Genomic DNA, 20,703 nt, shown 5'->3' with positions numbered 1-20,703 from the left:
GTTATTATATGTAGTCCTGTTAATCCAATACCGTCATCGTAGACGGTAAAGTCCTTTAGATAAAAACAATAATGCTAACTCCCGTCGCCGTTTCGGATTATGAACTTTCGTCAGGCCAAGCAGGCCGGGTTGGCGACTTATTTCCTGCTATGACGGATTCCTGTCCGTTCGTCTCCATTCTTACTGGGCCGTTAAAATCAGCGGTCCGTCCGGCGTAACTGCGATCGTATGCTCATATTGCGCCGACAACCTGCCGTCGGCCGTTCTCGCAGTCCACTGATCGTCGTCGATCGTGATCCGGAACGTCCCTTCGTTGATCATCGGTTCAATCGTAAACACCATGCCTTCCTTTAACCGGATGCCTTTGCCGGCTGCGCCAATATGCTCGTAGCTCGGCTCCTCGTGCAGGCTCCGCCCGATCCCGTGCGCCAGCAGATCGCGCACGACCGAAAACCCGTTCGCTTCCGCATGCTGTTGAATCGCCGACGTGATGTCGCCGAGCCGGCCCCCGGGGAGCGCCCGGGCGATCCCCAGATCCAAACATTCTTTTGTCACTTTCATTAATTTTTCTGCCTCCGGCCGGATATTGCCCACCGCATAACACCAGCACGAATCGCCGAACCATCCGCCGTATTCCACCACGATGTCGAGCTTCAGCAAGTCGCCGTCCATAAGCACCCGGTTCGAAGGAATGCCGTGGGCCACCACATCATTGACCGAAGTGCAGGTTTCGGCGGGGAAACCGTTGTACCCTTTTGTAAACTGCTTGCCGCCCAGCTTGGTGATGTGTCTGGCAACAAAGTCATTGATTTCCCGGGTGGTGATCCCAGGCTCGATCAGTTTAGCCACCTCGCGGTAGCAGTCCGCAATGATTTGGCTCGCCGGCTTCATCTCTTCGATTTCCCTCGGTGATTTTAAAATGATCATCTCGTGTTTATTCGCTCCTTATCCATTCTATAATTTTAAAAACAGGGCGATATCCCTGGCCTCCTCGTGCAGCTTTCCGCGGCGCAGCGAAAGCGCGGCGCAGCCAACCAAGGCGGCCAGCAGCATTTCCGCGCGCTCTAGCCGATACGGCGGCTCCGCAGCGTTTCCGCCGGAAGCGGCAGCCCCATCCGCCGCACGCCCGGTTTCCAGCAGCGCGGCAAGCGGCACGAGCACCTCCCGGCGAAAGGCGGCCGAGAGCAGGGACGAGCGCGCTTCAGGCAGCGGGGCAAAGCCCTCACCGGCGAGCTTATGCAGCAGGTACAGGGCGTGGTCCTCCGCCCAAAGCTGCAGCAGCCGGACGCTGGCGGCGGCGGCGGGGCCAAGCTCTGCGGCAGCGGCTGTTTCGCGGCTTCCGCTATGGGAATCCGCGGCAGCCGGGTTCCCGGTGTCCGCCGCAGCAGCCAAGCTGAAATGCCCGCCCGCCGGCGCCTCTCCCGAAGCCGAAGCGCGCGGGACCTTCAGCGGAGCCTTTAGCGGGGCCTCCAGCCATCCCCCGGACCGCTCCAACGCATCCCATAGCAGATCGTGGAGCAAATCGCTCTTATTGCTGTAATAATGGTATACCGTGCCATAGCCGAGTCCCGCCTGCACGGCCACATCGCGGATTTCCAGTAAAGGCCCTTTATTCAAAAACACATCGGCAGCGGCTTTCCGGATTTGCGCCAGGCGCCGCAGCCGGATCTCTTCGTTTTGTTCCTTCGTGCGTGGAGTCATCTCAACCGTTCACCTCTTTTATTTTTGACCTGCTCTTATGTCAATATAAAACACCGGCTTGCGAATAACAAGAGGTGAGCTGAAGAATTTCCATTCCGGCAACATTGGATGTTTGCGGCAAGGGCACCTGAGCAGATCCCGTTTTAGATTTCAATCCGAAGATGACCAAGTACACTGGTCTCTTGTACTGTATAACTTCCTTACAAGAACACAACGGCTGCGCCGTCCTTGACTGGATAAGGCAGCCGTTGTGAATTTCAGTTTAGCGTTGCCTGGAGAACCCTTTATCCGAATCCTTCGGCTATTCCAAGGGGAAAAAGGGCAACTAATTTGCCCGTGAACCATGTTCCGCGCAGGTTAAGTGGAAACAGGGTAACTAATTTAGCTCATTTCACTTCTGACGAAGGAATATGGCCCCATTAAGTTTCCTTTTTCCACTTAAACCTAGCATTTGTTGATTTCTGGGAGAAATAAGTTTCCTTTTTCCAACTAGCACTGCTCACGTGCTTCTTCGCAGCGCTAGATTGGAAAAAGGCTATCGAATCCGGCTAATTTCTACCCTTTGGGTGAATTCACTGAATTTTCGTCTCCTTATCCACAAGAAAGGGAAGTCATAAATTCCTGCATAACAAAAAAGCCCCAATCGGGGCCTCCGCAACGTTTAAATCATTGCGCTATGCAATGTATTCTTCTGACTTCATTCTTTACCCTTTATATTTCTTTCCTGTTGCAATACCCGCGCCAAACAGCCATTTCAAGGCCGCCGGCAGCTGACGGCTGAAAAATACACCGTCATGGGTTCCCTGCCGGTCCCTGTCAAAGCGCAGCTCATCTGCACCTAACCCTTGTTCCAGCAGCAGGCTGTGCGCCTCCAGAGTCTTGGGCACCATGTGCTTCTGCACATTGGTTTTGTAGAATCCCTCCAGCTCCCCGACATACATGTAGAGTTTCCGCCCTGAAGAGGGCGCCGGATGGGTCCGCATAAACTCCAGCAGCCCTTCGTACCAGAACGAAGCGGAGAGCAGCCCGATCCGGCCAAAAGTATCCGGGTACAGATAATAAGCGAACATAGAGATTAAGCCTCCGAGTGAGCAGCCTATCAGCCCGGTATCCCTGCTCCCCGGCAAGGTGGCATACTGTCCGTCGATATAAGGCTTGATAACCTCCACCAGCTCCTTCAGATAACCGCTGCCGCCTCCGCCAAAATCAGGCGAACCCGGCATAACCGCCGGAGACGGCCACGGGGTATATTCATGATTGCGGTCAGGAGAAACCATTCCGACAAAAATCAGCTCCCGCAGCTCTCCGGCGATGAACAGATGCTCCAGGTAATTAGCCGTCTGCTTCATGACGCTTCCTTCATCCTGCAGATACACGACCGGATATCTCCGGCCTTCTTCACCATAAGAGCGCGGCAAATAGATCAGCAGTCCGCGGCCTTGAACCACTTCCCGCCTAAATGTTCCTTCCATACTTGGAGCGTCCTTTCCCAAAGCGTATTCGTGCGTTACTGCCACCGCATCTGCATCTTATTGTTTTCGTGTCTTGGACAGCAGGAACAGAAAGTACGGCACGCCAATAATTGAAACTACTATCCCTACCGGGAGCTGGGCGGGAGCAAATACCGATTTACCGATAAAATCACATAGAACAACCATCAGCATCCCAATCATTCCGCACAGCGGCACGATATATCTGTAACTGTTGCCGACAAGACGTCTGGCAATATGCGGGGCGATCAGGCCCACAAAGCCGATGCTTCCCGACACCGATACACAGGCGCTGACCAGGCCGACACAGCAGAGCAGCAGAACCTGCCGTTCTCTGCCTGACGCGACGCCCACTCCCTTGACGCTCACTTCATGCAGCTGTAGCAGATCCAGAACCGCTGCACGCCTCCAGATCACCGGGATGAGAATCACCAGCCATGGCAGCGTCGACAGAATTTGTCTCCAATTCGCATTGTAGACACTGCCGGCCAGCCAGACGGCGGCCATCTCAAAATTCTGCGGGTCCATCTTCAGCGAGACGTACAGCGTAATGGCGCCGAACCCGGAGGCCAGAGCAATCCCCACCAGAATTAGCTGCTGCGGATCAAATTCACCAGCCCGCCTCGCAAAGAGGAAGAGCAGAACGGTGGCGGCCAGTCCGCCGAGGAATCCGAACACGGGCATGGTCAGCACCGACAGCCAGCCCGGAGCCTTCATCGTGCCTGCGGTGAAGAACATGAACACTACGACAAAAGCGCCCGCAGCAGCGTGAATGCCGAGAATTCCCGGATCAGCCAGCGAATTGCGGGTGATGCCCTGCAGCACTGCCCCCGCGATTCCCAGACCGAATCCGACCAGTGCGCCTAGGATAATGCGGGGCAGGCGGAAATCAAAGATCACCAGATCGTGATCCGCGTTCGGATGAATCCGCAGCAGTGTGCGGACGACATCTGCGGACGAAATATCAAACGTGCCGTTTGTGAGACTGAGGTACATGCCGCACAGCGTCAGGGCACCAACCAGCACAAACAACATCCAGAAGGTCCTACTCTTCGACGCCGGCGGTAACCTGCGCTTATTCACGTGACCCGCCCCCTCTGGTCTTGATTAAATACAGGAAAAAGGGCACGCCAAACAGTGCGGTTACAACCCCGATCGGCGTTTCGAACGGAAAGTTCATGAACCGGCTGATCAGATCGCACAGAGCCAGGAACAATGCGCCAAACACGGCGGAAAAAGGAATGATTTTGCGGTAATCCTGTCCTACGAGATAGCGGGTGATATGCGGGATAATCAGGCCGATAAAAGCAATTTTACCGGCTATTGCTACCGAAATACCTGTTAAAATCACCACACTGAGCATGGTCAGCCCTTTGATAGCATTCACTTTCAGTCCCAGACCTGATGCCGTTTCATCTCCAAGTGAAAGCATGGTCACGGGACGGCCCATCAGCAGCGCGAGCATTAGCCCTACAGCAGCAAAGGGAAGTGCCAGCTTAATTAGATCCGGGTCCATCGTATGCAGGCGGGCATTGTACCAGAAGCTGATATTCTGCGACACCTGAAAATAGGTGGCAAGTGCTTGGGAAACCCCGCCGAGAAATGTGCCAATGATCGTTCCCAGGACGGCCAATGTCAGAGGCGAAGCCCCGCCGGGCAGCAGTTTGGCCGTGCCGAAGACAAGAACCGCTCCCAGCGCCGAACCGGCCAGGGAATACAGGATCAAGGACAAGGAAGAGGCTCCGGGCAGGAACACCATGCATAACGTAACGGCAAACACCGATCCGTCGCTGATGCCCATAATCGAAGGAGACGCCAGATAATTCCGTGTCATTCCCTGCATAAGCGCTCCTGACACAGCCAGGAAAGCGCCAATCAGCAGCGCGCCCAGTGCCCGGGGTATCCGGGAGGTGCGTATGATCAGGTGATCAATATTATCGGGGTCCGGGTGAAACAGCGCATTCCAAACCGTCTCATAGCTGATGGATTTGGTGCCATACAGCAATGACAGCAGACTGATAAATAAGATAAGCATAGCTCCCGCCATCAGCAGGGAGAAGGTCTTGGCTCCGGCAGTCCATTTCATGTCATCTCACTCTTTTATGCAAACTTGGATTATTTGTTAAGCTGTTCTACGGCAGCCTTCAGGAATTGCACACGGCTCCATGCGGGTCCGCCTTCAGCCAATGGATCGATCACATTTACGAAGGTTTTATCATTTTTCATCGCATTGATTTTTTGAATAATCGGGTTATTCTGCAGTTCCTCCAGCGCTGTAGCGGTCTCAGCATTTTCATCCGCAGCGAACTGCAGGAACAGAATATCCGGATTCATTGCCGCCAGCTGCTCCACCGAGATCGCTTCCTGCGCTTTGGCCGCTTCAACCTCTGCCGGGACTGTCAGTCCCAAATCATTGTACAGAATCGGATTAACGAATACTGCTGCCGGGAAAATAAAGACTTGGCCTGCCCGAATGCGCAGGGCCACTACCTTTTTATCCTTCAGCTTGTCTCCCAGCTGCGCCTTGGCGCTGTCGAGATCGGCCTGATATCCGGCAATTGCCGCTTGGGCTTGCTCCTGCTTGCCTGTAAGTTCCGCGAGCAGATTCAAGTTAGCTTCCCAATTGCTGGCGATATGCGAGACTTGAACGAGCGGAGCGATTTTCTTCAGCTGCTCTACCACTTCAGGCTTGAATTTCGTCGTACCGAGAATTACATCCGGCTTCAGCTTGAGAATGGTTTCGAAGTTCGGTTCGGTTTTCTCCCCAATCGATTCGGCCTTGTCCGTAATCGCGGCGAACCGTTCCGGGAAAGCCCCGCCGAATGTAATGGCACCCACCGGATGCACATCCAGCACCAGTGCGTCTTCCATAGCTTCCATGGACCCCGTGATTACAATCCGTTCAGCTTTTGCCGGTACTGTATATTGTTCGCCCAAGTATTCAATCGTGCGCGTACCGCTTTCCGCAGCCGCCGGAGATGATGAGGGCTCCTGTGCTGCTTCGGCTGTTCCAGTAGTTGACGCATTTGCCGCTGCCCCGCCTGTCGCCGCACTTTTCGCGGTCTGGCTATTTCTGTCATTTCCTCCACACGCCGTTAACACTAATACAAACAAGACTACAAGCCCCGCTATCCAAAATGATCTTTTCATCTTTTGTATGATCCCCTTTCGCCAATTCAATTGATAATGATTATCATTTTCGATTATAGCGAAGGGCTTGTTATTTCACCATGGACAAAATACCGAACAACTATGGACGATTCACCGGGAACAGCTGAAGCGTCTGCCGCAGCATCCGCAGCTGGGCATAAGCAGAGTTCTCACGCCAGGGATCTGAATTCAGCAAATGGACTCGATGCCTTTGCACGGCGGGCAGCTTCAGCCACTGCGGATCATTCTGCAGCCTGCTCCACTCGCCCAGGGTGTCGCTATCCCGGCGGATCAGCATCAGGAGATGATCTGCCGGCACATACGCTAGCTCTGCCGGCGTAACCGGCACATCGTAGAGCACTGTTCCACTCTCATAAGCAGGGCGCAGCTCCAGCTCACGGTAGAGCATCCCTGCCATTCCATGGTTGCAGTGCAGATACAGCCTGCTGCCCAGCATTCGGATTACAACCACCGAATCACCGCCCAGCCGCCTCTGCAGCTGATCCTTGGCGGTGCGCACCTCCCAGTCATAGGCAGCCAGCCACTGTCCCGCCTGCCAGCTCTCGCCCAGATACCGGGCCAGATGCAGCAGCTGTGCGCGCCAATCCTCCATATCTGCAGGCGGATAATAGACTGGAGCCATGCGTTCCAGTTCAGCCCTTTCCTCCGTATGCAGCTCACCGGCTGCCAGGATCAGATCGGCAGAGCTTTGCCGCAGCAGCGCCAGATTGGCCTGCCAATCGCGGTTACTGCGGTACGCACTGATATGCACCGGAATATCTGCACGGTAATTCCGGTAATAGTACTCCGTCCACTTCGGGTGCAGCGCCGCCGCATAAGGGACAATATTCAGCGGCAGCAGCTGTCCAAGCAGCGCCGGCGTGTAGGCTGCCAGCTTGCGGCGGCGGCTCTTCATATAGACTGCCGGAGGAACGCCTATCATCTTTTTGAATTTGCGGCTGAAATAGAATTCATCCGCATACCCTACCTGATGGGCGATCTCACGCAGCCGGACACCGCTGTAGGCCATCATTCGCTTGGCCTGCTGCAGCCTCAGTTCTGCGGCGTATTCCAATGCGCTTTTGCCATACTTCTTCTTGTACAGGTCTATAAAGTATTTAGGGCTAAATTCTGCTGTCTGGGCAAGCTGCTCCACAGTCAGCGGTTCGGTGTAATGCGCCTCTATGTACTGCTTGGCCTGCTCCAGCGCAGAATGGACATCCCTGGAACGCTGGCCGCTGTTATTTTGAAGCTGATACAGCAGCTCCTGAAAATCGATTTGTGTGCGGAAGCTTAGATTGCGGCCACAAGCCTGATCCTTGCGGGATACCTCACTTCCAATAGAAAGAACCTGCTTCATATTATTCAGCACAAGATTTTTCTGCGGAAACAGCGGAAAGTCTCTCACGGGTGAAATGCCGGTGTCTTCCGTCCCGCCGTGTTCAAATACTTCGAAATAAAAAACAAACATCTCCACACCCCAGGCCGGCCGGGCGGTCCCAAAGGTCTGTCCAGGCAGGCATAACACCGCTGAAGCAGCCGTCATTTCAAACTGTTGTTGATCGACCATAAGTTCCACTGCACCGCCAGCCACCACGATCAGGGCATAAGAGAAGACCAATTGCTGCGGAAGCTGCACTACCCCGTTGTCTTTTACCGTCTGAACCGACAAAAGCCTGAAGGAGAGCCTGTCCCAGCCCCGAAGATGCCTGTTGCCTGTGGCCGGTATTGCCGTTTTTTTCATCGCTGACTTCCCCCCTGTTGAGCTTTGTATAATATATCAAGTATATTGATAACCATTCTCAATAACAATGCCGAAAAAAAGTTTTTTACCCAGGCAGCGAACAAAACGGCCGTGCCGTCCCCACGGGGTGCAGCCGTTATGGATTTCAGTCTAGCGTTACCTGGAGAACGACTCCCCATGATTCCTGCGGCAACTCAAAGTGGAAAAAGGTTAACTAATTTGCTAGAGCATCTTGTGTTCGACAGATGAAGTGGAAAAAGGGACACTAATTCAGCTCCTTTCACTCCTACCAAGGGAATATGGCCCAATTAAGTTTTCTTATTCCACTTAAATCTCAGAATTTTTGAATTTTCGGAAAAATAAGCTCCCTTTTTCCAACTAGTGTCCTGCGAAGAAGCCGGTGAGCAAGCGCTAGTTGGAATGAGAAGATCCACAAGCGGAAGTAATCATATTTTCCTATGCAACAAAAAAAAGACCATTCCTTCCGTTCCTGGACAACGGGGAATAGCCTTGAAAAATCACTTGGATGATAAAAGGTTAAAATTGCAGAATAGTTTCTTTGCCGTCTGTACCGCCACTCATGGTGCAATTGCCCAGAACCAGCCAACAGTTAACGCCGTCCACTCCTTGTACTGTGCCCTCAATAAGATAGTGCGGGTACAGATAGCTGTGATCCACACGGGAACGGACCGGCTCATACGCTGTCACCGCATAACCTCCGTCAGATAAGGCGATATGAATGCCGTGGATCGAAAAAAACATAATAGCACCAGCCACTCGCATGCCTTCAGGATACCTCTGCCTGGTCCGGTTCCATTCCTCCTGGTAGGGTGCCATGGCCTTGGTCCAAACCGTCTCAAATTCCGCAGATTCGATCGGCACATCTCCCTCCATCCACTCAACGGACTGGTCCGTTAAGTAAAAATCCGGGCTGCCGGACACCCGGCAAGCCCCCCCTTGCCGGGCAACTATCTGCCGGTAAGCAGTCTGCTGCCCGTCAATTTCGAAATACCAAATCTCATCATCAATAAAAGATTTTAAATATTGGATGGTTTTCCTCTCCTTGCTATTGCCCGAATCCGACCCGCGGACGCTCGCGCTCTTTCGTCTCCACAGCCACAGCGCGGATCGAGGTAATGGGGATGTATAGCACCTGATATTCGGTACGATATTTGACAAACCGGTCATCGATTTCCTCCAGAACGCCGCCTCTTACACTTGAACCATCCAGAAAATTCACACTGACCTCTTGGCCTTTCAAAGCTTCCAGCATTTAGAATCCGCTCCTCTACAGTTTGGTAATGACCTTGTCAATAATCCCGTATTCCAGCGCCTCCTGGGCCGACATGAAATAATCCCGGTCCATATCCTTCGCTACCTTCTCCGCCGGCTGTCCAGTGCGCTCCGCGCTAATCTGCACAACCTTTTCCCTAATCTGCAGGATACGGCGTGCGCTGATAGCAATGTCGCTGGCCTGGCCCTGAGCTCCCCCATGGGGCTGATGAATCATAATTTCGCTGTTGGGCAGCGCGTACCGTTTGCCGGTGGCTCCGGCCAGCAGCAGAAGGGAAGCAAAGGAAGCCGCAAAGCCGGTGCAAATTGTACTGACCTGCGGTTTGATTACCTGCATCGTATCATAAATACCGAAGCCTGCGGTAGTCGAACCTCCCGGGCTGTTAATATACATCTGGATATCCTTATCCGGTTCATCTGCCGCCAGGAACAGCAGCTGGGCAATAATGCTGTTCGCGAGTTGGTCGTCGATGGCCGCACCTACGAACACAATCCGGTCCTTCAGCAGCCGGGAATAAATATCGTAGGAACGCTCACCCCTGCTTGTTTGTTCAATGACATAAGGAATTACGCTCATGTTCATGCCTCCTTGAATAGCTTTGGTTGATACCCTGTAAACGGATGAAGCCCTGCAAAGGATACGGCAGAGATTCCGGCAAAATAACTGTAAAGACAGCGTATCTTTTACATTGTGCAGATCGTTTATATAATAGAAGCAACAGAAAACCCAGAATGAACAAAAAGGAGATGATCGCAAGTGTCGATCCTTGAACCATACAGCACCGCCGTATTAATGGATGAACAAAGCCTCCTGCCGCTTCGCGAGGCTCTGTACAGGTATTGCCTGTCGCTGACCCGCTCCCGCGTTGAAGCTGAGGACTTGGCCCAGGACACTTGGACCAAAACACTTGCTTACCAAAAATTCACAGACAACCCGAATCCCGAAGCACTGCTGCTGCGGATTGCCAAAAACACCTGGATTGATGCCATGCGGCGCAAAACCTCGCTTGGACGTGTGCTGGAACACACGCAAGCTGTGGCGGCGCTAGTTCAAGGCCAGAAGCCCGGTCAAGCACCGGAGAGCGGACGCTCTGAGATCGAGCTGGCTTTTCAGGCGCTGATCCGGCATTTATCGCCGCTACAAAGAACGGTTTTTGTGATGCGCGATGTGCTTGATTACCCGGCAGGTGAAACGGCAGCAATTCTTGGAACCACCGAAGGCGCCGTCAAGGCGGCGCTGCACCGGGCGCGCCAGGCGCTCGGCCCCGTCCGCAAAGAACTCGCGGAGGATGAAGGCCCTGCGGAGCCGCAGGACCTGGACTTCCGGATTCTGCTCCAGGCGCTGGCAGAGTCCTATGAAAAAGGCCAGCTACCCGTCATGCTGGAGCTGCTCCGCCAGGAGACCGCGGCAGAGATGACGATGGCGGTCAGCAGCGGCCCTGTGCAGATGCTGGGTTTTGGCGGGGGAAGCTCCGGCACCAGCATGACGGCTGGCGGAATGACGGCGCTGCGGATGGCGGCGTAACGCGGAAATATGACGGAGCGGCGGCTGGCCGGGAGGCAGTTGTTATAAGCGAAACCGCGGACCAAGAGATGCCGCCGTTTGGCATCGAAGAATCTTGGCACGTGGATACAACAAAAGCCCGCGGGGCGGGCTTTCAGTTTCTGAAGCTGGCGAGTGGTTCCCGGAGCTGGCAGGGGAACTGGAACGGAGCTGGATGCTTCACTCCGCGATCGCGAGTAGCGGACTTGTATCCTCATTCTCCGCTCTGGTTTCTTCCATCATAAGCAGTTGACCGGCCGGGGCATCCGCTCCGGTCTCTTCTGCGATTTGGAACACATTAATTTCCCGGAACAGCTGCTGCGAAATTTCATTGATCTCCACTGCCTGCCGGGCGATATCACTGATCGCCTGATCCTGCTGGGTGCTGGAAGCGTTGACCTCTTCCACGCCCGCTGCCGTCTGCTCGGCTACAGCGGCTACAGAATGCACAGATTCAGCCAGCCGGGAATTGATGGTCCGGGTCTGCTCCACCTTCTGGTGAATTTGCCCGATCTGGCGGCTGATCCCGGTAATCGATTCGTCAATGGCCTCGAAGGAGGCAAGAGTCTCTGCCACCTGGTGGTCCTGCGCCTCCAGGCTTTTTTTCGTCTCCAGCATATACTTCTGAAATTCCGTCATGCTGTCCTGCAGCCCGCTGATGATCCGGCTGATGTGGTTGGAGGAATCATTCGTCTGCACAGACAAATGCCGGACCTCGTCCGCAATGACGGCGAAGCCTTTGCCGGAAGCTCCCGCCCGCGCAGCTTCAATGGCGGCGTTCAGGGATAGAATATTCGTCTGCTTGGAAATTTCCGTAATGGAATTAGTGATGCGCGAAATATCGCCGGACTGCTGAACGAGCGTTTCCAGCGCCTCATACACCTTCGTGATGGAATCCCGGGAATGCCGGGAAATTTCCCGGAGCGCGGTGACCGTGTCTGCGCCTTTGCGTGTATTCTGATTGGCCGTTTCACTCGTTGAGAGCATCATATCCGTATAATCGGTAATCTCCTGAACCCCGCGCTCCAGTTCCTGCAGCAGCACCGTACTCTGTTCTGACTGCACCGCCTGCTGCTCCGCCCCCGCGGAAATCTCCTGGATGGTGCGAAGAATATCCTGATTGGTATGGGCGGTAATGGTCGAGGATTGCTGAAATGAATGCGAATAATCCGCCAGTGAAGAGGCCGCGCTTAAGGTCTGCTGCAGCATGCCGCGCACACGGCGCACCATATGGTCGAAATGGTGGCTCAGGCGGCCAAGCTCATCGTTATAGGGGGAGTTGATCTGCTGCCGCAAATCTCCTTCGGCGATCTCCTGCAAGGCTGCCTGCAGCTTACCGACCGGTGACACAAAAGAGCGAATCAGCAGCCACCCGAGCAGCAGCATGAACAGGAATACTCCCCCTGCCGCATAGATGACAACGGAAACGGTGTGGTCCAGCAAAAGAAAAGAATAATTCTGCGCCCGCTCGGCATTATCCGCCGCTGCCGCATACAGCTTGCCGTTCGTCTCCAGCATGGATTGGCTCAGTGCCAATGCCTTCGTATGTAAATCATCTGTCCGTTCCAGTACCGTTAATGGATCGAGACTCTCGTCTCCCAGGGTCTGAACCAGTTGATCAACGAACCCGTTGTATTCTCCAATCTGGGTCCGCAGCAGCTCCAGGGTTTTGAGTGCAGAAGTTTCGGCCTCAAAATGGATTTTGGCCATTTCCCGGGCAAGCTCCTGCTGCTTGTCCTCCAGCGGGGCCGCCAGTTCCGGATCATTGGCTTCGGCAAGTGCCGTTTCAGCACGGTTCAGTTCCTGCAGCAGCTGAGTAACCGTTGAGACGGTGATCCTCTTCTCCATCTCCGTTTTTTGCTTTTTCATAGAAAGCTCCACTTGGCCGATCTTATTCCCTTGGTACACAGCCACGCCCAGAAAAATAAGCGCAATGACCAAAAAGCTTAAAATCAGCTTCCATTTCATAGAAAAGTGCAGCGGGTTTCCCTTCAAGCGAATCATCCCTTCAATATCAAGCATCAAAATACAATAGGTATATTTTACTAACACACTCATTGTAGAAGCTGGATATTAAATGTTCTGTTCACTTTTGTATGCGGACCGTAAAGAATCTGTTGCGAAAATGTTAACAAGGGGAGGCCGTTCGGCTATCTAACCGCAATCCGGTTCAGGAAACGGTTCATGAGCAGCGGCAGTGATATGAGAATTGGCGGGTCGTCCAGTCTTGGGGGATGCAGAGTCACCTGCTGATGCGGCACCAGAGAACCCGGCCCGACATGGATCGGAGCCTTTGATCGGGTACGCAATGTGGCATGCGAAAGCAGGAAATCCAGCGTCCGCGTTCCCCAGGAAATCGAGGTGGCAAGCAGGTAATAAGTCCCGGGTGCAACATAATCGAAGTGAAAATGCCCCAGAGAGGAGAGTAGAGTACCGTACAGGGGCAGTCCCTCGGGTATCGGTTTGGCGAAGAGGCTAATTAGAATAACCCCGTCAAAAGGAACCTCAGCGGAAACCGTCCCGTGTACGGAAGAAGGCAGCCTGCTGATGGGATAAGAAGACCGCCAGTCCTGCAGCTTCCTCAGCGAGCTCATCTGATCTCCGGCATACTGGACTGAATTGCGGAACTCTGCCGGAGACATCCCGACCCTGGCGGCAAAACGGGACGTGAAGGTCCCGAGGCTCTGCTGCCCGATCTCCAGCGAAATATCGCGGACAGTAAGACCTGTGCGCAGCAGCATGTCCTTTGCCCGCTGCAGGCGGTGGGAGGAAACATAGTACAGCGGTGAAAGTCCGGTCCGTTCTTTGAACATGCGGGCAAAATGATAAGGACTGTAACCGGCGTAGCGGGCCAGGCGCTCCAGCGGAAGATGATCATACATATGCTGGTGAATAAAGGCGATAACGCCGTCAATCTCTGCAAACCGTTCTGTCACTGTAAGGTCCACCCTTCTTCGGGGATTGATCTTAAGAACGTAAGTTCGCATAAATAATATCACAAATTCTAACTAATTGGAACCAGAAAATTGAAACCGCTGCGGCTAATTCCATTAGATCTGGCCCAAAATTTGAATCCCCTTCACGATTTGTTCATCAGAAGGCGTAGAGAAATTCAGTCTTATTGCGTTGCAGGGCTCATTCGGATCAACAAGGAACGCTGTTCCCGGAACGACGGCAACCCCCTTTGCCGCTGCCATTTTACAATAATCCAGCATCGTTATACTCGCAGGCAGTTCACACCATAGAAACAATCCCCCATCGGGCCGGGTAAATGCCATTGAACCATCCGTATATTGCTCCATGCTGTCCGTCATCAGCGTGCATTTTCTGAGGTAAACCTCTCGTATCCGCTCGACATGGCCCGCATAATCGTATTCCTTCATGAACTTGTACGCCAGAATTTGCGGCAGCATTGCCGTGTGCACATCTTCCCCTTGCTTGGCAACTACCATTTTCTGAATGATTTCATCCGGGGCGAGAACAAATCCCACACGAAGGCCGGCGGACAAAATTTTGGAGAACGACCCCACATAGATAACCAGCCCTTCATCATCCAGAGATTTGATCGTCGGCACATCTTCCCCGCTGAAACGCAGCTCTCCGTAAGGATTGTCTTCAAGAATGACAACACCATACTTTTTAGCCAGCGTATAAATCGCTTTCCGTTTCTCCAGGCTTGTTGTGATTCCCGTCGGATTCTGGAAGCTTGGAATCAAATACAGCAGCTTTACATTGGGCTCTGTCTTAAGGGCATGCTCCAGCCTGTCAAGATTGATCCCATCCGGTTCCATTGGGATGCCAACCAGCCTTGCACCGGAAGAGCGGAATGAATTAAGCGAACCAATAAAGCTGGGACTCTCACAAATAATCGTGTCGCCTTCGTTGCAGAATACTTTGCAAGCCAGTTCTATTCCCTGTTGGGCACCTGATACGATGAACAGGCTGTCTGAATCTTTTCCCGTATTGAATCCTGATTTTAAATGATAAGTCAGCGCTTGACGGAGGGGGGAATATCCCTCTGTTATCCCGTACTGCAGCGCTGTTACCGGGTCTTGTTCGAGAATGTCTCTCGTAAACGACCGGATAGCTTCAATAGGAAAGGTCTCGGGGGCCGGATTGCCCGCAGAAAACGGGATAACATCCTGACCCGATGTGGCTTTTAAAATTTCTCGGATAATTGACGGCTGCAGTGCCGCGATACGGTTGGAAAAAGAGTAATTCATGTATGTACCTCCCCTAAGAATGAATGAACTTTTGGTTTCAGTATAACGTACTTGGTATACCAATCCTACCTAAAAGTCGCTCCAGCCTTCGGAATGAGGACAAAATTCTTGATGATTTTTTTCCATATGACAGATTCGCTGTATGCCTCAGCTGCTTATTCCTTCGTCCGTGACAGTTGGATGGCCGGCTTGCTCCCTTTCCTGAAACTCCCTCCGATAGAAACACCCGATTAAGACAGCAATTGTCGTCATAGCCGCAGCCAGCAGATACACTTGTACCATTCCAAAGCGGTCTGCATACCATCCCAAGAACAACAAAGATAAGCCAAAGGCAAGGTTCGTGAGCACGTCAATTCCCGCCATCACTTTGGGCAGCTGAGCAGCCGGAGCGCTTGTCTGCAGCAAGGTACGGCGAATAATTCCGGCCATTTGCACCGGTAAACCTGAGACGGCAAAAAGAACAAGCGCAGCAGCCGGGATCGTATTGAGAGCAAATACTACGGTAATCAGCACATACACAAACAATGCTCCAAGCATGTACAAAAAGCTGTTCTTTTGCAGCCGTTTAACCAAGCCGACAACAAGCACCCCGCCTAGAATCGTACCGGAAAAAAAGGAGGCATTCATAAACCCCCACCAGCTAGCATCCTTATGCAGCACCTGAGTCACATACGCCAGAATAAATACACCGAGCCAGGAGGTTCCCCCAATGGTGTCTATGCTGTCCACGATCATCAGGGAACGAATGCGGCGGTTATGCCAAATAATCCTCCACCCCTCCCCAAGTTCTTTCCAATAACCTCCTTTGGATTCGGCTGCTGCCGGACGGGTATCGGATGCTGGAGCTTCAGAGCCTGATTCCTGATGATCCAGCGGATCACGAATGAATGAGGTGACAGTTGCAGCCACCAAATAGCAGCAGGATGCGATCACAAGAGTATTCAATGTACCGAGCCAGGCTACAATAATCCCGCTGAGCGCCCAGCCTGCACATCTAACTACTTGATCACTGACCGCCATCAAGCCATTCGCGCGCATGAGTCCCTCACCGGTGGCCAAGCGGGGAACAAGCGCATTTCGCGCCGGGTTGGTCCAGCCATCCAGAAATGACATGCCAAACACCAGCACAAAAATGAACAGAAACGACCTTTGTCCAGGCACGTTCCACAAGTAAAGCAGCAGCAGGGTAAAAATGACAAACTGCCCAAGTTGGGAGAACAGCAAAATCCGCGTGAGCCGGAACCGGCCGAGAATTATAGGTGCAACCAGCCCGCTAACCACTTGGGCGGACAATCGGAACAACGGAATTAAAGTGGTCTGCATTAGAGAATTGCTTGAGCTGAATACCAAGACCGTTATACTCAAAATGTAGATAATATCTGCTATATTCGAGATCGTCTGAGACCCCCACAGATAATAAAAAGACCGCTTAATCAAAATATCTCTCCTCTCTTTTTCATTGCGATTTTATCATTCCCATAACCAAACTTAGCTTTTTAATGTCCCAATCCCCTTATATGTAAGTTTAATACATTCTGCATAAACCCTTAAATTCCCTCCTTTTGTTTATAAAGGAAATTCACTTGCCACGACATTACCGAAGCAGCACCTGCGAAGGCTGTCCCGTGAAGAAAAGGCAAAAACAAAGAGCAGCGACTCTCCAAGTAAGGGAGAATCGCTGCTCTTATGAATCCAACAGGATATGAAGCACCAAGGGGCATGGATTAATTTCGCGCCACTTACGGATTTACCGCTTTGTAGGCAGCCTCGTATTCGGATATGATTTTGCTGCCGCCGGATTTCTTCCATTTATCAATTTCGCCTTTGAATTCATCCAGACCTATTTTGCCGAGAATGTATTTATAGGTTGCGTCAGTGATAATCTTCTGCAGTTCAGAGCCCTGTGCAGTATTGGTTTCGGATTCAAGCGAAAAGGCCGGGTTCAATACCCCGTATTCCGCATTCTCCTGGATCAGCCGTTCGGCCTCCACCTTCAGCGGGTCGGCATCATGGATCTTGTAGCCGGTCTCATTCGGACGGGAAGCCGCAAACGGCTGTACCTCCTGCTGCCACAGATCGGTATCCTTGATGGTTACCGCGAGGTTCGCATCTGCTGTATAATGCACGCCTTCGATACCATATGTCATCAGAGCGTACACTTCATCACTCATCAGGTCGTTGACAAATTTCAGGAGCCGCTTCAGTTCGGCCTCATCCTTGACCTCCGATTTCGGGAAGGACAGCAGGCCGCCGATACCATTGCTCGATGACCAGATGGCCCGGTCTTCAGGTTTGCCGGTGGAAGTGATATCATTGACCATCACCAGTTCCATGCCGTCCTGTACGCCTTTGGCCAAGTTCAGCAGGTTTTTACTGTCAAAGAGCGCGCCTACATAAATGCCGGCTTTTCCCTGTGCGAAATTCTGCTGCTGATCGTTTTTAGCCGTCACTGCAAAGTCCTGGTTAATGTAGCCGCCGTCATACAAGGCTTTCATATAGTCCATCGTCTGGATGTAGCCCTCCGTTGCAAATTCGGGCGTCATTACACCGGCATCGTCCACCCCCCAGTTGTTCGGGGTTCCGAAATAGGAGCCGAGCGTTTTGAACGCCCCGAACACCAGGTCGCTGCGGTCCATGAATCCGGTGGTATCCTTTTTGCCGTTGCCGTCCGGGTCCTGTTCGGTAAACGCTTTCGCAACTTCCTTCAGCTCGGCGGTTGTTTTGGGAACGGCAAGCCCCAGCTTATCCAGCCAGTCCTTGCGGATAATAACTCCGTTTCTGGCCTTGGACTTCTGGAACGGCACACCGTACAGCTTGCCTTCAATCGAGGCTGAAGTGCGGGTATCCCGGGAAATCGCTGCCAGGTTCGGGAATTCGTCGAGATAAGGGCTTACCTCCCAGAACATGCCGGATTTCAATGCGTTGCGGACCGAAGAGTTGTCGAGAATCGTCAGGGTTACGATATCTGCAAGGGAATCGGAGGCCAGCGAGGTGTTGATCCGCTCTTCCTTGGAAGCATCGGGAATCCAGGAAAACTCGATGTCCGCGTTGGTGAATTCTTCAATTTTGTTCAGCACGGTATCGGTTGGCGGTGAAGCGGTATGCAGAACGTTGAGCCAGGAAATCTTCGTTTTGGCCTGCGTTCCTCCGTTTGCTCCAGCGCTGGCTGCCGCATTTTCTGACCCGGCCTTGCTGTTGTTGTTGGCGTTTCCGCCGCAAGCCGTAAGCAGCAGCCCGCTGCACAGCATTAGAGCAGCCAGTTTTTTGTAATTGCGATTCATGAACATTACCCCTTTGATTGCGAATTGGCATTGCTATATCTTCTACCCCGCCATTGGCGTGGGTACGAATTCACAAGTGCGGCTCTGCTTAATAGACTCCGTCTTCCCCGATTTTCTTCGCCAGTTTGTTCGACAGCATAACGAGGATCAGACCCACAACCCCTTTGAACAAACCAACCGTCGTACTGAAGCTGAGCTGGCCGTTCTTGAGCCCGGCTGTATAGATATAGGTATCGAAGATTTCCCCGACCTCCCGGTTCAGGGAGTTGATCAGCAGATACATATGCTCGAAGCCCAGATCCAGGGTATGTCCGATTTTCAGAATCAGCAGAGTAATGATAACCGGACGGATCGCCGGCAGGGTAACATGCCAGGTTTTGCGCAGCCGTGCCGCGCCGTCCATTTCTGCAGCCTCGTACAGCTGTGTATCTACGACGGTAATAGCCGCAAGATAAATAATCGTGGACCAGCCCAGCTCTTTCCAGATAATCTGGCCGATATACACGGTGCGCAGCCATTCGGGAGAGGTCAGGAAGCTGATTTTGTGTCCGCCCATGGCGGCAATGATCTCATTCAATACCCCGCCGTCCACATTCATGAATACATAAGTAATGGAAACAATGATGACCCATGAGAGAAAGTGGGGAATATAGATGATCGTCTGGACCACATTTTTGAACATCTTGTGCCTGACCTCATTAAGCATCAGCGCCAGAATAATCGGCAGCGGAAAAAAAATCACGATATTCAGCGCAAACAGAATCAGCGTATTCTTCAGCAGCATAAAAAAGGTGGGCTCTGTAAACAGCCTAATAAAATGCTTGAGTCCGACCCAGGGACTGCCCGTGATCCCGAGGAAAGGCTGGTAATCCTGAAAAGCGATGATCAGCCCGCCCATAGGCAGGTACTTAAAAATTACAAAATACAAAAATCCCGGAAGTATCATTAAATACAGCAACTTGTTTCTTTTTAGACCCAGCAGGCTGCGTCCCGTCCGCTTCTTCCTTTCCGGTGTCACTTTCATCTTCATCGTGGTGACATTTGCTTCTTCCACCCTACCGTCCTCCTTGATCGCATTTCTGTAACGCTTCCCAGATTACGGTCCTTTGCCTGTTACGTAAATAATCATCAGTTACTCTAAGCCACGGAGCCGCGCCGTTATGCGGTTTTCCTAAAGCCCACCCCATGCAGGGATACCGATCGCACATAAGGATTATGCCGGATTCCGCCTGCTTCTTCGGCCCCGGACAAAGCCAAAGCTAATGATTATATACGGAATGAAGACCCCCTGATACAGTGTCATTGATACGATAACAAGGAGGATAACCGCATGGCACAATCTTCATTAAAAAAAGAAACTATGGGCAGCAAGCTGTTCACCATAGTCAACACCACCCTGCTGGCACTCATTGCCCTCATCTGTCTTTTACCTTTTGTCAACGTGTTTGCCAGCTCCTTTGCCTCTACCCAGGAAGTTGTGGAGAAAAAATTCATTCTGTTCCCGACCACCTTCTCCCTGGATGCCTACCGTTATATCCTGTCTACACCCACCATCTTTAGGGGCCTCGGCATATCCATCGGCGTCACCCTTGCCGGTACTGCGGTAAGCATGATCCTGACCGCCCTGATGGCCTACGGACTGTCCCGAAAATATCTGGCAGGCCGCGATATCATCAATTTTATTGTCGTGTTCTCCATGCTGTTCAGCGGGGGAATGATCCCTACATTTCTGGTGGTCAAAGCCTTTGGGCTGATCGACTCCTACTGGTCGCTGGTCTTTCCGGTCGCCATCAACGCCTTCAACCTGATCATCATGCGCAATTTCTTTCAGGCCCTTCCAGAGGGTTTGGAGGAATCGGCCAAAATTGACGGGTCCAATGACTTTGGCGTCTTCCTCAAAATCATGCTGCCGCTGGCACTGCCTTCCATCGCTACTTTGTCCCTGTTCTACGGCGTCGCTTACTGGAACACTTATATGACCGCTATCCTGTACATCACGGATTCCACGAAATGGCCGATCCAAGTGCTGCTGCGCCAGATCGTCATCGTCTCCAGCGGGATGCAGGCCGAAGGCACATCGGTCGATGTCATCCCGCCGGCCCAGACGATCAAGATGGCCGTTATTGTCGTCGCTACTGTCCCGATGCTGATCGCTTATCCGTTTGTGCAAAAGCATTTCACCAAAGGAGCCCTCCTGGGGGCAGTCAAGGGCTGAACAACCAGCAACCGCATTCTTCAGCAGCAGCGGCACCAAAACAGCCAGCTTCCGTAAATGGCA

18 protein-coding genes are annotated in these 20,703 nt (G+C 52.6%); 2 read left to right on the top strand and 16 right to left on the bottom strand.

The genetic code is table 11. The features are described from left to right. Nucleotides 1-180: 180 nt before the first annotated feature. The 10 genes from map to clpP all read right to left on the bottom strand — a co-directional run bounded on the left by map (nucleotide 181) and on the right by clpP (nucleotide 9,955). The gene (map, locus tag BLQ82_RS00870) at nucleotides 181-927 is read right to left on the bottom strand and encodes a type I methionyl aminopeptidase (protein WP_062526493.1); all 747 of its coding nucleotides are present in this window, start codon (nucleotides 925-927) and stop codon (nucleotides 181-183) included. Nucleotides 928-954: 27 nt separating this feature from the next. Next, nucleotides 955-1,701, bottom strand: coding sequence for a TetR/AcrR family transcriptional regulator (locus tag BLQ82_RS00865; protein WP_074647571.1), 747 nt, complete (start codon nucleotides 1,699-1,701; stop codon nucleotides 955-957). 704 nt (nucleotides 1,702-2,405) lie between these two features. Beyond that, the gene (locus tag BLQ82_RS00860; protein WP_062526489.1) at nucleotides 2,406-3,173 is read right to left on the bottom strand and encodes an alpha/beta hydrolase; all 768 of its coding nucleotides are present in this window, start codon (nucleotides 3,171-3,173) and stop codon (nucleotides 2,406-2,408) included. Nucleotides 3,174-3,230: 57 nt separating this feature from the next. Continuing rightward, a complete protein-coding gene (locus BLQ82_RS00855) occupies nucleotides 3,231-4,226 on the bottom strand; it encodes a FecCD family ABC transporter permease (protein WP_062526486.1) in 996 nt (331 codons plus the stop codon). 40 nt (nucleotides 4,227-4,266) lie between these two features. Beyond that, nucleotides 4,267-5,277 carry a FecCD family ABC transporter permease gene (locus BLQ82_RS00850; protein ID WP_062526481.1) on the bottom strand — a complete coding sequence of 337 codons (1,011 nt, stop codon included), beginning with the start codon at nucleotides 5,275-5,277 and terminating at the stop codon, nucleotides 4,267-4,269. A gap of 29 nt (nucleotides 5,278-5,306) precedes the next feature. Then, nucleotides 5,307-6,341 (bottom strand): ABC transporter substrate-binding protein, encoded by a 1,035-nt coding sequence (locus tag BLQ82_RS00845; RefSeq protein WP_062526479.1) that lies wholly within the window; start codon nucleotides 6,339-6,341, stop codon nucleotides 5,307-5,309. A 100-nt stretch (nucleotides 6,342-6,441) separates the two neighbouring features. After that, a complete protein-coding gene (locus BLQ82_RS00840; RefSeq protein WP_062526478.1) occupies nucleotides 6,442-8,085 on the bottom strand; it encodes a helix-turn-helix domain-containing protein in 1,644 nt (547 codons plus the stop codon). 537 nt (nucleotides 8,086-8,622) lie between these two features. Beyond that, entirely contained in the window at nucleotides 8,623-9,027 is a 405-nt protein-coding gene (locus BLQ82_RS00835) for a hypothetical protein (RefSeq protein WP_062526477.1), read from the bottom strand. A gap of 124 nt (nucleotides 9,028-9,151) precedes the next feature. After that, nucleotides 9,152-9,358, bottom strand: a complete 207-nt coding sequence (locus tag BLQ82_RS00830) for a hypothetical protein (protein ID WP_062526476.1) — start codon at nucleotides 9,356-9,358, stop codon at nucleotides 9,152-9,154. A gap of 15 nt (nucleotides 9,359-9,373) precedes the next feature. Beyond that, a complete protein-coding gene (gene clpP / locus BLQ82_RS00825; RefSeq protein WP_020433613.1) occupies nucleotides 9,374-9,955 on the bottom strand; it encodes an ATP-dependent Clp endopeptidase proteolytic subunit ClpP in 582 nt (193 codons plus the stop codon). 180 nt (nucleotides 9,956-10,135) lie between these two features. Between clpP and BLQ82_RS00820 the strand changes: the two genes are divergently transcribed. Further along, a complete protein-coding gene (locus BLQ82_RS00820; protein ID WP_062526475.1) occupies nucleotides 10,136-10,903 on the top strand; it encodes an RNA polymerase sigma factor in 768 nt (255 codons plus the stop codon). Between the two features lie 198 nt (nucleotides 10,904-11,101). On the opposite strand, the gene BLQ82_RS00815 is transcribed toward BLQ82_RS00820, so the two are convergent. The 6 genes from BLQ82_RS00815 to BLQ82_RS00790 all read right to left on the bottom strand — a co-directional run bounded on the left by BLQ82_RS00815 (nucleotide 11,102) and on the right by BLQ82_RS00790 (nucleotide 19,455). Further along, entirely contained in the window at nucleotides 11,102-12,916 is a 1,815-nt protein-coding gene (locus BLQ82_RS00815; protein ID WP_163704380.1) for a methyl-accepting chemotaxis protein, read from the bottom strand. Nucleotides 12,917-13,071: 155 nt separating this feature from the next. Further along, nucleotides 13,072-13,803, bottom strand: coding sequence for a helix-turn-helix transcriptional regulator (locus BLQ82_RS00810; RefSeq protein ID WP_062526875.1), 732 nt, complete (start codon nucleotides 13,801-13,803; stop codon nucleotides 13,072-13,074). Nucleotides 13,804-13,971: 168 nt separating this feature from the next. Next, nucleotides 13,972-15,144 (bottom strand): aminotransferase-like domain-containing protein, encoded by a 1,173-nt coding sequence (locus tag BLQ82_RS00805; protein WP_062526472.1) that lies wholly within the window; start codon nucleotides 15,142-15,144, stop codon nucleotides 13,972-13,974. Nucleotides 15,145-15,291: 147 nt separating this feature from the next. Next, the gene (locus BLQ82_RS00800; protein WP_062526470.1) at nucleotides 15,292-16,581 is read right to left on the bottom strand and encodes an MFS transporter; all 1,290 of its coding nucleotides are present in this window, start codon (nucleotides 16,579-16,581) and stop codon (nucleotides 15,292-15,294) included. A 302-nt stretch (nucleotides 16,582-16,883) separates the two neighbouring features. Then, nucleotides 16,884-18,425, bottom strand: a complete 1,542-nt coding sequence (locus BLQ82_RS00795; RefSeq protein ID WP_062526468.1) for an extracellular solute-binding protein — start codon at nucleotides 18,423-18,425, stop codon at nucleotides 16,884-16,886. A gap of 88 nt (nucleotides 18,426-18,513) precedes the next feature. After that, nucleotides 18,514-19,455: an ABC transporter permease gene (locus BLQ82_RS00790; protein ID WP_062526873.1), complete on the bottom strand. Its 942-nt coding sequence runs from the start codon at nucleotides 19,453-19,455 to the stop codon at nucleotides 18,514-18,516. 300 nt (nucleotides 19,456-19,755) lie between these two features. Between BLQ82_RS00790 and BLQ82_RS00785 the strand changes: the two genes are divergently transcribed. Beyond that, complete coding sequence (locus BLQ82_RS00785) at nucleotides 19,756-20,640, top strand: carbohydrate ABC transporter permease (RefSeq protein WP_062526466.1); 885 nt, start codon at nucleotides 19,756-19,758, stop codon at nucleotides 20,638-20,640. Nucleotides 20,641-20,703: the final 63 nt, after the last annotated feature.

It is taken from the genome of Paenibacillus jilunlii (assembly GCF_900102965.1).
In the GTDB taxonomy this organism is placed as follows: Bacteria; Bacillota; Bacilli; order Paenibacillales; family Paenibacillaceae; genus Paenibacillus_AQ; species Paenibacillus_AQ jilunlii.
The sequence above is the reverse complement of the archived record's forward strand: the minus strand, read 5'-3'. Positions and strand labels throughout refer to the sequence as shown.

Excerpts from the sequence above, each read along its gene's own strand:
- map (WP_062526493.1), bottom strand. The coding sequence starts at position 927 with ATGATCATTTTAAAATCACCGAGGGAAATCGAAGAGATGAAGCCGGCG.
- BLQ82_RS00865 (WP_074647571.1), bottom strand. The coding sequence starts at position 1,701 with ATGACTCCACGCACGAAGGAACAAAACGAAGAGATCCGGCTGCGGCGC.
- BLQ82_RS00860 (WP_062526489.1), bottom strand. The coding sequence starts at position 3,173 with ATGGAAGGAACATTTAGGCGGGAAGTGGTTCAAGGCCGCGGACTGCTG.
- BLQ82_RS00855 (WP_062526486.1), bottom strand. The coding sequence starts at position 4,226 with ATGTTGTTTGTGCTGGTTGGTGCCCTGACGCTGTGCGGCATGTACCTC.
- BLQ82_RS00850 (WP_062526481.1), bottom strand. The coding sequence starts at position 5,277 with ATGAAATGGACTGCCGGAGCCAAGACCTTCTCCCTGCTGATGGCGGGA.
- BLQ82_RS00845 (WP_062526479.1), bottom strand. The coding sequence starts at position 6,341 with ATGAAAAGATCATTTTGGATAGCGGGGCTTGTAGTCTTGTTTGTATTA.
- BLQ82_RS00840 (WP_062526478.1), bottom strand. The coding sequence starts at position 8,085 with ATGAAAAAAACGGCAATACCGGCCACAGGCAACAGGCATCTTCGGGGC.
- BLQ82_RS00830 (WP_062526476.1), bottom strand. The coding sequence starts at position 9,358 with ATGCTGGAAGCTTTGAAAGGCCAAGAGGTCAGTGTGAATTTTCTGGAT.
- clpP (WP_020433613.1), bottom strand. The coding sequence starts at position 9,955 with ATGAGCGTAATTCCTTATGTCATTGAACAAACAAGCAGGGGTGAGCGT.
- BLQ82_RS00810 (WP_062526875.1), bottom strand. The coding sequence starts at position 13,803 with ATGTATGATCATCTTCCGCTGGAGCGCCTGGCCCGCTACGCCGGTTAC.
- BLQ82_RS00805 (WP_062526472.1), bottom strand. The coding sequence starts at position 15,144 with ATGAATTACTCTTTTTCCAACCGTATCGCGGCACTGCAGCCGTCAATT.
- BLQ82_RS00795 (WP_062526468.1), bottom strand. The coding sequence starts at position 18,425 with ATGAATCGCAATTACAAAAAACTGGCTGCTCTAATGCTGTGCAGCGGG.
- BLQ82_RS00790 (WP_062526873.1), bottom strand. The coding sequence starts at position 19,455 with ATGAAGATGAAAGTGACACCGGAAAGGAAGAAGCGGACGGGACGCAGC.
- BLQ82_RS00785 (WP_062526466.1), top strand. The coding sequence starts at position 19,756 with ATGGCACAATCTTCATTAAAAAAAGAAACTATGGGCAGCAAGCTGTTC.